This window comes from Serratia sp. JSRIV004, assembly GCF_019968705.1.
Taxonomy (GTDB): domain Bacteria; phylum Pseudomonadota; class Gammaproteobacteria; order Enterobacterales; family Enterobacteriaceae; genus Chania; species Chania fonticola_B.
Genome location: NZ_CP074140.1, coordinates 196,196 through 209,276, shown reverse-complemented (window position 1 = coordinate 209,276; position 13,081 = coordinate 196,196). Strand labels below are relative to the sequence as shown.

Genomic DNA, 13,081 nt, shown 5'->3' with positions numbered 1-13,081 from the left:
CCCCATGACGCGCATTGCAAGAAGCATCCGCCTGACGAGGTTTTTAACCATGAGAAGACTGCCCATCTTCCTGGTCTTGGACTGCTCAGAGTCCATGATCGGGGAAAGCCTGAAGAAAATGAATGATGGCCTGCAAAGGATCGTCAGCGACCTGAAAAAAGACCCCCACGCGCTTGAAACCGCCTGGATATCGGTGATCGCCTTCGCCGGGGTGGCAAAAACCATCGTACCGCTGGTCGAGGTGGTGTCATTTTATCCCCCTCGCCTGCCGATCGGCGGTGGCACCAACCTGGGCGCGGCATTGCGGGAACTTACCCGTCAGTTGGATCAACAGGTCAGAAAAACCACCCAGGAACGCAAAGGCGACTGGAAACCGGTGGTGTACTTACTCACCGATGGTCGCCCAACGGATGATACCGCCCCCGAAATCAGGCGCTGGAAAGAAAACTACGCCAATAAGGTCAACCTGATCGCCATCGGCCTTGGCCCTTCGGCGGATATGAACATCCTGCGGCAACTGACCGATAACGTCTTGCTGTTCACCGACAGTCAGGAAGGGGATTTCGCCCAGTTCATTAAGTGGATCACCGCGTCTGTCTCTGCCCACAGCCGCAGCGTGGGGGAGGATGCACCTCCGTTGCTCACCCACACCGATCACATTGTGCGGCTGGCCAAAGACGATATTGCCAGAGCCTACGACGAAAACTGCGTCACCCTGACGGGCCGTTGCAGCAAGTCACGCCGCCCTTATCTGATGAAATACGAACGCCCGGCCATTAACCTCTCCACGCTGGATTTCAAGCTCAATATCAACGGCTTTAACCTCAACGGCTGCTTCCCGATCGATGAGGATTATTTTGCCTGGAGCGATGAATCGGCGTCTGCCATTCAGGTCAATACCAGCGAACTGCACGGCGTGCCGGGTTGCCCGTACTGCGGCAATGCCAGCGCCTTTGCGATGTGTACCTGCGGCAAACTGCTGTGCGTCAACGGGCCCGATGACGTTATCTGCCCGTGGTGCGATAAGGGGCTGACGTTCAGGGAAAACGGCGGCGACTCCGATTTCGACGTGACGCGAGGGAAAGGCTGATGCAAGACGTGGATAAACTGCGCCAAAACGTACTCATGCTGATCCTGGCTGAAACGGGCGCAACGACGGATGACGCCCAGCTTGCCAGCCTGCAAGCCGATGATGAGATCGGCACCTTGCTGACCAACCTCATCACGAAAGTGACGGCCAAGACCCCCGCAACGCTTGAGACAACAGAAGCTCCGCCGTTGGTTGCCAATGACGATACCTTGGCCGACGAGCCAAAAGTGGTCCTCACCAAGGACGATGACACCCCTGTTGCCTCGCCAGATACCGCAGATCTGCCAACACCAGACGACTGGCAGAAAGCACAGTTTGATCCGCTGGACGTGCAAGGAGATGCCGCATTGCCTGAAGAAACCGCCAAAGAAAACCTGAAGCCAGGCCAGATACCGTCCGGCACCGCTATCCCGATTAGCACGCCGCAGAACATTCAGCCGCAGGCAAAAATCAACGTAGCCAATGCCCGTACCGGCGTCCCCTTCCACTCTGAAATAGATATCGTGCTTGATGATGGAACGACCGCCGAAGTACTGGCCGTCGCGTTCTCCAAAGATATCGGTATCACCTTTGATCCGGCGACCTCTTCACTGGCAGGAACCGCTACCGAAAGCGGCGACTTTGACATCACGGTCACCTGGTCTTGCCCTACTGCGCCGCAATGCTCAACCCAGGTGCCCTTTATCGTTAACCCAGACCCACGCAGCCTGTGGAAAATCCTCGAGCCGCCTGCCGATTCGCGCTATTTCAAACCGCATGTCGCCCATCAGCAGATCCAGGGGCCTGGGGTGAACATCGTGGCGGCCAGCCGCAGAGGGCGTTCACACGAGCATGCGGGCACCTTCCGGGATGATGACTTTTATATCGCCAGCAATAGCGATACCGGTTGGAACATCCTGCTGGTAGCCGACGGAGCCGGTAGCGCTAAAAACTCGCGCGAGGGCTCGCGCATCGCAACTCAAACCGTTGGCGACTACCTGACTACCCTGCTGAATAGCGACAAAGGGCTGGAACTCAAAGCCTGCGTTGAAAACTGGGGAACCGACGATCAGCGGATAGTCTGGGAGGCATTTAATCGCCTGTTCCGCCAGGCCGCGATCATGGCCGTCAACAACATCAGCAATGAATCCATCCGGGCCGAAGAGAGCGCCAAATCCTATTCGACCACGCTGCTGGTCACCGTTTCCTTCCGTACCGGGGCCGAGCTGTTCGCCGCCTCATTCTGGTTGGGTGACGGTGCCATTGCGGCCTACGGGCCGGTGGGCAAAGTGCGTGTACTGGGCACACCAGACAGCGGTGAGTATGCGGGCCAAACACGCTTCCTGGATGCCGACGCCGTGAACGATGCGAACTTCAGTAAGCGCATCAGCATCGGTAAATGGACCGAGGTCTCTCATCTGGTGCTGATGACCGACGGCGTCTCCGATCCCCGGTTTGAAACGGATAATGGCCTGCAAAATAGCCAGAAGTGGGATGACCTGATCGCGGAGCTGGCGCCCTGCCTGAGCGATCCCTCGCAGCCCGCAGAGCGGCTGGCCGAATGGCTGAACTTCTTCTCCCCGGGCAATCACGACGATCGGACCCTGATCGTGGCGTGGTGAATGGATTGGACTACATAGCGGGTGAGTAAAATGGCAAATATTGTTACCTGTACCACCAGGGATGGCGAAACCATCCAGTATGTCGATGAGATCATCGGCTCCGGCTCCATGAAGGACGTCTACTTTTCGCCGGATAAGTCATACGTAGTGGCGTTCTATAAAAAGCCGCAGAACGAGCAGGCGAAAGAGCGCATCGAGATGATCACTGGCCGCTACCGGCAGAACATCTTTGAGCAAGCCGGCGGGGATTACTGGCAAGGGCTGTTTTGTTGGCCCACCAGCATAGTGGAACACGACGGCAAAATCGGCATCGTAGTGCCCACCTACCAAAGCCACTTCTTCTTTAAATACGGCTCCAAGAATAACGACTTCCTGGGGATTAAAGGCCGCGAGAAGGAAGGTAAATGGTTCGCCAGCGCCAATAACCAGAACAAGTTCCTGGATCCGCGCGAACGTGGCAACACGCTGAATTACCTGAAGGTATGCCTGCTGCTGACCCGGGCCGTCCGGCGTATGCACGCCGCGGGCCTGTGCCATAGCGATCTGAGCTATAAAAACGTGCTGATCGACCCCGAGCAGGGCCACGCCTGCATCATTGACGTCGACGGGCTGGTGGTGCCAGGCAAATATCCCCCAGACGTGGTCGGTACGCCGGACTTTATTGCTCCGGAAGTGGTGAAAACCAGCCATCTGCCGAAGGAAGATCCGCAGCGCATACTGCCAAGCATCGCCACCGACAGGCATGCGTTATCCGTGCTGATCTACATGTATCTGTTCTTCCGCCACCCACTGCGCGGCGGCAAGATCCATGACATGGACGATGAGATGCGCGACGAATCGCTGGCGATGGGTGAGAGGGCGCTGTTTATAGAGCACCCGACCGACCGCAGCAATGCGGTCAAAATCAACCAGGTTAGCCCTTCTTCACTGCCTTGGGCTGATCCGCAAAAAGTGCCCTACACCATTATGGGTCCCTACCTGACGCCGCTGTTTGAAAGGGCGTTTATTGAGGGTCTACATGAACCCACCAGACGGCCAACTGCCGATGAGTGGGAAACGGCGCTGGTGAAAACGGTCGATCTGATCCAGCCGTGTCAAAACGCTGCCTGCGAACAGAAATGGTACGTGTTCTCCGGTAAAAATCGCCCTGCCTGCCCGTATTGCGGCACGCCGTTCAAGGGTAAGCTGCCGATCCTGAACCTTTACTCCTCGCGTAAAGCCGGGAGCTTCCGCCCCGACGATCATCGCCTGATGGTGTGGAGCGGCCAGTCGATTTATGCCTGGCACGTTAACCGCCTGATCGCCCCCAACGAACGCACGCCAGACGCGCAGAAAAAACGCGTGGGCTATTTCGTGTTCCATAACGATCAGTGGTGGCTGGTGAATGAAGGCATCAGTGGGCTGCTCTCCTTGCCGGATAAGACCCCGGTGGCGATCGGTGACAAGCTGGCGCTGAACGACGGTGTCCAGTTCGTGCTTTCTACCGAGGAGGGCGGCAGGTTGGTGGTGGTGCAGTTGGTGGAGAACTAAGCGTTGGTGAGTGCGGGGTGCGGCGCGCCTCGCACTGGGTTATGGGGGAAAGGAAGACCTCCCACCTGCACCCCATTAAAATTCACTCAACCTTTCACCCTTAGGTAGCACTATCCCTCTCCCACAGTGCTCCTCGAGATATTCGGATTGCCTTGCCACAACCAATGGTACAGATCGTGACTGCGCTGGAATCCCAATTTTCGCATGGATGCCTGCTTATGGGCGCTGACGGTCTTGGTGCTGATCTGCAACTTTCTGGCGATCTGTGTAGGCGATAAGCCTGCTGCTATCGCCTGCAAGACCTCTCGCTCTCGCCGAGTGATCTTTTCGTAGTCAGGTACGCAGGTGGCATTATTATTGAGCTGCACGTCGAACAGCCTATCCAGCAGTTGCATCACCGCCTCGGGTTTATCATTCAGGCCGATTTCTCCCTGTTGATAGGTGACCCCTTCTATATTTTTTCGTATAAGGATTTGGTACCGTTGATATCCATCACCCCGCCAGCTGGCGTTGCTCCTGACAATCAGATCCGCAACTTTCAGATGAATAATATCATTGCAATCTGCATGGACAAATAGAGGAGATACTCCCCGGAGATAAAAATACCGTTCAAAAAGGTGGCGAATGCCTTGTAAGAAATAGAAATTTTTGCCCCACAGAGCAATAACGATGCGTGAGTTCATATTGACACCTTAACAGCCTGATTTTTTTAAATGACACCGTTGATTAGGTGATACATCATTGGGATAAATCCCCACCTCAGGTAGGTGTTGCAATACACCAGCGTAGGCTCTTTTGGTCTGGTACCGATGAGACATGCGCCTTCTTTTTCTTCACCAGTTTCATCAGGTAGTAGCGGGACACATAAATGTTGGTATCACAGTAGTCGGCAATATCCCGGGTCTTGGGCCATTTATCTTGCGGGGGCAATGTGCCCAGAGGGCAATCAACACGGCTCAACACCTGCAGCGCCGTCAGAACCTTGTCGCAGGCTGCATTATGTTTTTTATATTTCATGAGGTTAAACCTTTTCTCTTACGAGCTTTAGTGATGCGTCAGCCCGCGCTACAGGCCAAAGCTCACCGATCAAAACGGCAAACGGCATGCAGGTCCCGTCTGCTTGGCTTTCTGAGCGTATTTAATACCACATCGGAGTAAAGTATTTATAAACGTTACAATAACGAGTTTTAAATCTGTCTAAATTAAATTTGCGATATAACATATCGGAAACATAATGATACATACGATAATAACTCGCAATTTGACCATAAAAACCATCTGCCAAGGCATTTATTGCGAAATTGCTTTTCCTATCAAAAAACACTTTTCAAAAATAAGGTTGGCCGTAATAATTCCGGCCTAAATCGATGGGTAGGAAAAATCTTAAGAACATAGGCAATAAATCGCGAGATTAGTCTTAATAAAAAATGAAATATCTGGCTTTCGATTTAGGAAATCATTGGATCAGGAAAGCCCTCCATTTCCAGCTCAGTCAAACTGTGTCTCCAGTGATGGGAAGACAGCCGCACACTAAAACTTAACAAGTCTTTCATGTTTGATGGATAGCCAACCGCTCTCAATCCATTAGGCACAGAGCCTTGGCATAAAAACGCATGAAAATAGCATCAGGATGCCTTACTCACGTCTAAAAAAATTGACGGCATCAGGAGTGATGATTTTATTGAAGATACTTTGTCTGTTCGGACTGTTCAGATAAATGATGGCTCGTGGCTAATAATCAGCTACGAAATGATTGTATTCACCTTTTTAATACGTAAATAAGGAATTCATTATGCGTAAGTCTATTTTTACTCTGGCTCCGGTGGTTGCGGCTCTGTTGGCAGGATCTGGCGTGGCTCAGGCCGCATCTAACGCCCAGATGACCATTACCGCCAACGTTGTAGCGGCGACCTGTGACGTTTCTCTCTCCAACCCTAGCCTGGACCTGGGTAACTATTCCAAGTCCGCCTTCACCGCAGTAGCCACCCCGGTTGCCAGCAGTATAAAAACCTTCACCGTGGGTCTGAACAACTGTGAAACCCCGGCAGCAGCAGGTGATACAGCAAGCCTGATCGTCACCGGCCAGACACTAGGGGGCAACCAGAACATCTTTAACAGCACCGGCACCAATACCGGCGTTATGTTAAGTGAAGTGACCTCACCAACCACCTACATTAGCGCCGGCCAGAAATTATTGGTAGCCAAAGCAGGTGAGACTCCGGAAGCAGCCGATTTCAACACGAAATCCTTGAGCCTGCAGGCTGGTTTAGCCTCTACGTCTCTCACGCCAGATATCGGTATGGTTAGCGCGCCGATCCTGTTCAGCTTTGCCTACAACTGATGTGTTCTAGCGGGCCGATGGCCCGCCTTTTCAGGATCCGCAATATGACGCGCTTTATCTCCCTGTTTTCGCTGCTAGTGGCCCTGCTGGGTACGCCGTTGGCAGGCTGGTCCGCCGGGTTTGGCATTAATGCCACACGCCTGATTTACCCTGAAGGGGCTAGCAGTATCAACGTCGCGGTACGCAACACCCTTAACCACGAACCGTATCTGGTGCAAACGGCTGTCAGCGGTAAACAGGATGCACAGACCACGGCCCCGTTCACCGTAACGCCGCCGCTGTTCCGTCTGGAACCGCAAAGCACCAATCAGTTACGTATCGCCTTTACCGGCCAGCCGCTACCCGGCGATCGGGAGTCGGTGTTTTATTTGCATGCCACCGCTATTCCAACCAGTACGCAAATGGATCCGACTCAGCAGCGTAATGACGTGCAGGCCCAGCTGCGCTTCGGCGTGGGCAACATTATCAAGCTGTTCTACCGGCCTGCGAGCCTGAGCGGTTCCTCTGCCGCCGCCCAAAAAGAGTTGCAGTTCTCCCGCGTGGCTGGGGGGCTGAAGGTGACCAATCCCTCTCCCTATTTTGTCAGCCTGGCCGGCTTGACGGTGAATGGGCAACAACTGGCTTTGGACACGCCGGCTGCACTCATGATCCCCCCTTTCGGCAACCATATCTGGCCGGTTAAAACACCGTTGGCAACCGGCAAGCGGGTGCAGTGGCAGACCATTAATGATACCGGAGGCACCGATGCGTTCAGCGCAACGCTACCTTAAGGCCGTGCTGGCTGTAGTGCTGGCAGGTGGTGGAGCGGTATCCGCCCCGGTGCAGGCCGTAACGCTGGATTTCTCAGCCGTGCTGACCAATGGCACCTGCACGCTCAGCCTGGATAAAAGCACTCTGCCTTTGGGTGTCATCGCTAAATCACAGCTGCGCCCAAACCAGCTGGTTGCTCCACAGCCCTTTACCCTCTCCGTGCAGGACTGCACCGGTTCAGCGGGCGGCAGCCTTAAACCTGTCGTGACTATCGCCGGCACTGGCACCACCCAAGACGGTAAATGGCTGTTTCGCAATGCCGGATCGGCGGCGAATACCGGGATTTTGGTGATCCAGAGTGCCACCGTGCCGGATTACAGCCAGCCCGAAGTCAAAAACAACAGCGTGCTGTCACTGGCTAATCCCGGACAGATACCGGTCAACCAGGCGTTCACCTTTTATGCCGGTGCCAGTTGTGGCGGCAGCACCGGGTGTGCCACGGTTGCGACCGGTGACGTGACGGCCACGCTGATGTTTACGTTTCTCTATCAGTGAGGGCCCGATGACACAGCAATTTCATCAGGTGCTATCAAGCCTGCTGCTCACTTTCAGCCTGTCTGCACAGGCCGGGAGCGGCGGCATCAGCCTGGGGCAGACACGCGTTATTTTTTCTGCCGCGGATAAAGCGCAAACCCTCACCGTCAGCAATAGCGGGCAACAGGCTTATCTGGTCCAAGCCCGAGTACAGAACGGCCTGGACGATACGACCCCCGCGCCGTTTATCGTTACGCCACCGCTGTTCTCGCTGCAAGGCGATAGCCGCCAACTGCTACGACTATTGCCGCAGGACGCCACGCTGCCCTCCGACCAGGAATCGCTGTTTTATCTCTCTATCTCGGCCATTCCTGCACAGGCTGAACCCGTAACGGCGGCCGATCGGCTGTCAGTTGGGGTACGTTTCGTGCTCAAGCTGTTTTATCGCCCGCAAGGTTTGGCGTTACCTGCGGACAACACCCCGTGCCTGCTGACGTTCAAGCGTGAAGCGCACGGCGTGCGGGCCATTAATCCCACTGGCTATTTTCAGACCCTGGGGATGCTGGCCGTTGACGGGCATACCGTGGCATTAGTTCAGCAACCGGCGATGGTGCCTCCGCACAGCAGTATCATCCTGGCCGTTGACGGGCCGGTGAATAAGGTGGCCTGGCAGACGCTCACCGACTATGGCGGACTCTCCAAGTCCTGCCAGCAGACAGGCTCAGCCTCCACGGAGACCACACCATGAAATACCCGATTTATCTTCTGATGGGCCTATGCCTGTTGGTCAACAAAATGGGCCTGGCACAGGCTCAGGACAACGCCTCGCCGGGGATTTCTTTTTACGTGCTGCGGGTGATTTACCCGGAGGGCGAAAAGCAGGGCGTAACGCTGACCGCCTACAACAAAAGCCCGGCACCGTACCTGATGCAGTCATGGATCCGCCCGGTCGATCCGGCCACCGGGGACGTCGATCTGAGCTGGCATGGCACCCCAGTGATGCCGTTTATTGTCACGCCGCCGCTGGCTCGCCTGGAAGCGAACGGTGAACTGGCGCTGCGAATCCGGCGCAACGATATGCCGCTGCCTAACGACCGTGAATCGGTGTTTTTTATCTCCATGAAGGCGCTGCCCACTCAGCAACCCGACGGTAAGCAGATGGTGATGACGGTCGTGAGCAATATCAAACTGTTTTACCGCCCGGCGGGATTAGTGAAACGCGCTGTGGCAGACATGGCCCCGAAGCTGACCTTCAGCCGGGCAGGCGACCAATTGACAGCCACCAACCCGACCCCCTACTGGCTCACCTTCTCCCGCCTGTCGGTGGGGAATATGGCGTTGGACAAACCGGCTCTGCGCCTGATGGTGCCCCCTTTCGGCAAGCAGTCTTACACCCTGCCCGCCACCGCGAGCGGGAAAGTCAGCTGGCAGCTGATCGATGAAGATGGCTGGGATACTCCGGTTGCCCAACAGGACTGACGATTTCTCCCTTCCTGGCTCGTTACGGGGAGCCACGTTCTTTCAGACGGATAGGATAATAATGAAAATTCACCCTCTTGCCCTTGCGCTTTCCCCACTCCTGGTGGGCAGCGCATTGATTGCAGGCACGTCTCCAGCCTGGGGCCGCGACTACTTTGACCCGGCGCTGTTGTCGCTGGGTGGTGGCCTGGAAGCCGTCACCGACCTGAGTGCGTTTGAAAGCGCCGGACAGACCCCGCCGGGGACTTATCTGGTGACGGTGTTGGTCAACCGCAGCGAGCGTGGCCAATACCGCGTCGTATTCACCCCAGGTGACAAGGGCCAGGTCAGCGCGGAATTGACTCCGGCCTTCCTGGCGGAGATGGGGATCAATACCCCCGCATTGCCCGCTTTTGGCGGATTGCCGGTCGACAAGCCAGTCCGTGACCTGGCCACCCTGATCCCTGATGCCAGGGTGCACTTTGATTTTCAGCAACAGCGCCTGGAACTCAGCATTCCCCAGGTGGCGATGAAGCCAGACGCCAGCAGCGTGGTAAACCCTGCGCTATGGGACCAGGGCATGACTGCGTTTTTACTCAACTATACCCTCAACGGCGGGCGCAGCCGCCAGGACGGACAGTGGGGCCAATCCAACAGCGAACAGACCAACCTGTTCCTGGGGCTGCACAGCGGATTAAACTGGCAGGCCTGGCGCCTGCGCAGTGACATGACCTACACCTACAATAACAGCCGCAGTGGCTATGCCGACAGGCAAAGCAACCAGCAAACCCGTTTCTCAAATACCTACCTGCAACGCGATATCCAGGCCTGGCGTTCGGATGTGCTGGCTGGGGAAAACAACACCGGCAATGACGTTTTCGACAGCATTCCGTTTCGTGGGGTGAAATTGAGCTCCAGCGAAGACATGCTGCCGCTCAGCCTGCGGGGATTTGCCCCGGTGATCAGCGGCATTGCACAGAGCAACGCCCGGGTGACCGTCAGCCAGAACGGTAACGTGGTGTACCAGGCGTATGTCGCCCCGGGGCCGTTTCGGATTAATGACCTGTACCAGACCGGACAAGGGGGAGACCTGACGGTCACGGTGACCGAAGCGGATGGCAGCGTACGTACCTGGACCCAGGCCTTCTCGGCTCTGCCGGTGATGCAACGTCCGGGTGGGTTGAAGTACGAACTGACCGCTGGGCGCTACAACGGCGGCATCACCACCGGCTCCAGAGAGGCCCATTTTGCGTTGGGCACCCTGATTTACGGGCTGCCCCATGACATCACGTTGTACGGCGGCGGGCTGATAGCGGAGAAATACGCCTCGGCGGTGGCGGGCAGCGGGATTTCGCTGGGGGATTTCGGCGCCATGTCGGCAGACGTGACCCTCTCATCGGCCCGTATGTATGACGAAAGACAGAGCGGCCAGTCATACCGGGTACGTTATGCCAAAAGCCTGCTCAGCACGGGCACCTCGGTGGACCTGACGGCTTATCGTTACTCCACCCGGCACTATTACAACTTTGCCGACTTCAACAACAGCGGTTATCAGCTCAGTGAAGGCCAGGTGCCCTGGGCACTGGCCCGACAGCGTTCGGATTTCCAGGTGCGGGTAACCCAGCAACTGGGGGATTTTGGATCGCTGTACCTGTCGGGTGCGCGCAGTGATTACTGGGGCGATGAGCGGGTGAACAATACCCTGTCGGCAGGTTACAACGGCAGTTGGCACGGCGTGAGCTATGGCCTGGCCTACAGCGTTGACCGGATAAAATCCGACGGGGATTGGCCGCAGAACCGCCAGTTGGCGTTCAATATGCAGGTACCCTTCAGCCTGTTCAGCGCGCAACCCGCCCTCAACCGCAGCTACGCCAGTTATCAGATGACGCACGACAGTGAAGGTCGTGTACGGCAACAAGTGGGGGTGAGCGGCTCGGCGGCGGAAGACCGCCTGTCCTACAGCCTGATGCAGGGGTGGAGTAACAACAATCAGAGTGGCAACGGGGGTAGCACCAGCAACCTGAATCTGGGTTGGCAGGGGAGCCAGGGCATGGTCAGCGCCGGGTACAGCCACAGCAGCCGCTATAACTCGCTGAATGTGAGTGGTAACGGGGGTCTGGTGGTACACCCCAACGGGGTGACGCTAAGCCAGCAACTGGGCACCTCGGTGGCCGTGGTCCGCGCACCGGGCGCTGCCGGGGTGAGTGTGATGAACGGCGGAGTCCGTACCGACAGTCGCGGTTATGCGGTAGTGCCGTACCTGTCGCCTTACCAAAACAACACGGTGAGCCTGAACCCGTCGACGCTGCCGGAAGATGTCGACCTGCCGCAGAGCAGCACCAATGTCTATCCCACCAAAGGGGCGGTGGTAGCAGCCACGTTTACGCCACGCACCGGCTATCAGGCGCTGATAACCCTGACCCAGGCTGGCATGCCGGTACCCTTCGGCACGCTGGTGACACTGGCCGGGGAAGGAGCGGAGATCAACAGCGGCATCGTGGGTGATGCCGGCCAGGTCTACCTGAGCGGGTTGCCGGAACAGGGAAAATTGCGCGCGGCGTGGGGCCGTGGGACTGCACAGCAGTGCCTGGCCCACTTCAGCCTGAGCAAGGCAGCAGTATCAGCAAATAATCCGGTGCGCATGCTGAATGTGCAATGTGAGGAAGGACAGTGATTAAACAACGATTAATAAAGACCGCATCATGCGGTATCGCCAGCATGGCGTTAATGATGCCCCTTGCGGCCCCCGTTCTGGCGGAAACCATCACCATCGGCAAGGGCACGGGGATCCTATGGGAGGGCATGCCGTTTAACGCGACATTAAGTGGCCCTCTCGATCATCCGAAACTTGATCCCATATACGGACTCTTGTCAGTCTCCAAGTCAATGACCCGGTGTATGGCCTCAAATGAATTGAAAAGCATTGGTGGCTATTTGGCCTTCCCGCTGACCGGGGTACCTGGAGTCGGATTGATGCCTCGGGCCTCGGGTAGCGCCACTTATACCCTAAGTAACAATTCACAGGGGAAGTTGACTGGCACCATTGGCCAGCCAGAAACCAGAGGCTCCTCAACGTCACAAGGGAATATTACCTCACCGCCAGACTATACATGGTGCCTGCCCCCTGCCATGTCGTCGAATGATACATTTTACTCAAGTTCCGGTACTCGTACGGCGACGCTCTCAGGCACCTGGGTACTGGTGGCGGACGGCAGCCAAAAAGCTGGAGAGGGTTCAGTTCCCCCCATGTATTTTGGTAGCTTTTCCGCCACTACCTCAGGGGATAGAAGGACCTCTATACTGCCCACCAATATTTCCCTGCGCATCTCCACGCTGGAATGTAGCGTGAATACCCCGACGGCCATCAACTTCGGATCGGTCATTCGCAATACTCAGACCAATGCGGAACTGGCGGTGAAGCCCGTGCAACTGGTTGCCACCTGCGGGCAGCCAACTGACCGGATAAATGCCAATATCAATCTGCAGTTCCGCGCCATCAGCGGCCTGTACGACAGTACCGCTTCGAGGCTGGCATTAAACCAGAAGGGAGGCTATATCACCGGGGAAATTGATAACGGGGTGACCGGCAGTGGCGACTGCAAGGCCACAACCGGCTTGCGCTTTGATAACTCCCTCATAAAACTGGGCAGTATCACCAGTGCAGAAAGCAGCAAAACCTTGACCAATCAGCTCACCTGGCGACTGTGTTCAGGAGGCAGTAGCGTGCCATTCGGTGCGGTCACTGCCTCTACAGAAATGCTGGTGACGTTTAACTGA

At 56.3% G+C, this 13,081-nt stretch carries 12 protein-coding genes; 10 read left to right on the top strand and 2 right to left on the bottom strand.

All coding sequences use genetic code 11. The features are described 5' to 3' along the window. Positions 1 to 49: 49 nt before the first annotated feature. The 3 genes from KGP21_RS00885 to KGP21_RS00875 are packed head-to-tail and all read left to right on the top strand — an operon-like array spanning position 50 to position 4,221. Positions 50 to 1,090: a TerY-C metal binding domain-containing protein gene (locus KGP21_RS00885; protein WP_071682766.1), complete on the top strand. Its 1,041-nt coding sequence runs from the start codon at positions 50 to 52 to the stop codon at positions 1,088 to 1,090. After that, positions 1,090 to 2,691, top strand: a complete 1,602-nt coding sequence (locus KGP21_RS00880) for a PP2C family serine/threonine-protein phosphatase (protein ID WP_209529096.1) — start codon at positions 1,090 to 1,092, stop codon at positions 2,689 to 2,691. The genes KGP21_RS00885 and KGP21_RS00880 overlap by 1 nt, the downstream gene beginning before the upstream one ends. A gap of 30 nt (positions 2,692 to 2,721) precedes the next feature. After that, positions 2,722 to 4,221, top strand: a complete 1,500-nt coding sequence (locus tag KGP21_RS00875; RefSeq protein WP_218520008.1) for a helix-hairpin-helix domain-containing protein — start codon at positions 2,722 to 2,724, stop codon at positions 4,219 to 4,221. Between the two features lie 110 nt (positions 4,222 to 4,331). Here KGP21_RS00875 and KGP21_RS00870 read toward each other — a convergent pair whose 3' ends face one another. Continuing rightward, positions 4,332 to 4,904 (bottom strand): response regulator transcription factor, encoded by a 573-nt coding sequence (locus tag KGP21_RS00870; RefSeq protein ID WP_179252661.1) that lies wholly within the window; start codon positions 4,902 to 4,904, stop codon positions 4,332 to 4,334. A gap of 76 nt (positions 4,905 to 4,980) precedes the next feature. Then, a complete protein-coding gene (locus KGP21_RS00865; protein ID WP_021181614.1) occupies positions 4,981 to 5,238 on the bottom strand; it encodes a FaeA/PapI family transcriptional regulator in 258 nt (85 codons plus the stop codon). Positions 5,239 to 6,013: 775 nt separating this feature from the next. On the opposite strand from KGP21_RS00865, the gene KGP21_RS00860 reads away from it, so the two are divergent. The 7 genes from KGP21_RS00860 (at position 6,014) to KGP21_RS00830 (ending at position 13,081) form a co-directional block, all read left to right on the top strand. Further along, the gene (locus KGP21_RS00860) at positions 6,014 to 6,562 is read left to right on the top strand and encodes a fimbrial protein (RefSeq protein ID WP_094982572.1); all 549 of its coding nucleotides are present in this window, start codon (positions 6,014 to 6,016) and stop codon (positions 6,560 to 6,562) included. Between the two features lie 44 nt (positions 6,563 to 6,606). Beyond that, positions 6,607 to 7,332: a molecular chaperone gene (locus KGP21_RS00855; protein ID WP_094982571.1), complete on the top strand. Its 726-nt coding sequence runs from the start codon at positions 6,607 to 6,609 to the stop codon at positions 7,330 to 7,332. After that, entirely contained in the window at positions 7,307 to 7,867 is a 561-nt protein-coding gene (locus tag KGP21_RS00850) for a fimbrial protein (protein WP_223536951.1), read from the top strand. Before KGP21_RS00855 ends, KGP21_RS00850 begins: the two co-directional genes overlap by 26 nt. A gap of 7 nt (positions 7,868 to 7,874) precedes the next feature. Next, a complete protein-coding gene (locus KGP21_RS00845) occupies positions 7,875 to 8,594 on the top strand; it encodes a molecular chaperone (protein ID WP_059199169.1) in 720 nt (239 codons plus the stop codon). Next, positions 8,591 to 9,325 (top strand): molecular chaperone, encoded by a 735-nt coding sequence (locus KGP21_RS00840; protein ID WP_021807351.1) that lies wholly within the window; start codon positions 8,591 to 8,593, stop codon positions 9,323 to 9,325. Before KGP21_RS00845 ends, KGP21_RS00840 begins: the two co-directional genes overlap by 4 nt. 61 nt (positions 9,326 to 9,386) lie before the next feature. Next, on the top strand, positions 9,387 to 11,978 hold the full coding sequence (locus KGP21_RS00835) for a fimbria/pilus outer membrane usher protein (RefSeq protein WP_223498695.1): 2,592 nt from the start codon (positions 9,387 to 9,389) through the stop codon (positions 11,976 to 11,978). Beyond that, positions 11,975 to 13,081 (top strand): hypothetical protein, encoded by a 1,107-nt coding sequence (locus KGP21_RS00830; RefSeq protein ID WP_223536950.1) that lies wholly within the window; start codon positions 11,975 to 11,977, stop codon positions 13,079 to 13,081. Before KGP21_RS00835 ends, KGP21_RS00830 begins: the two co-directional genes overlap by 4 nt.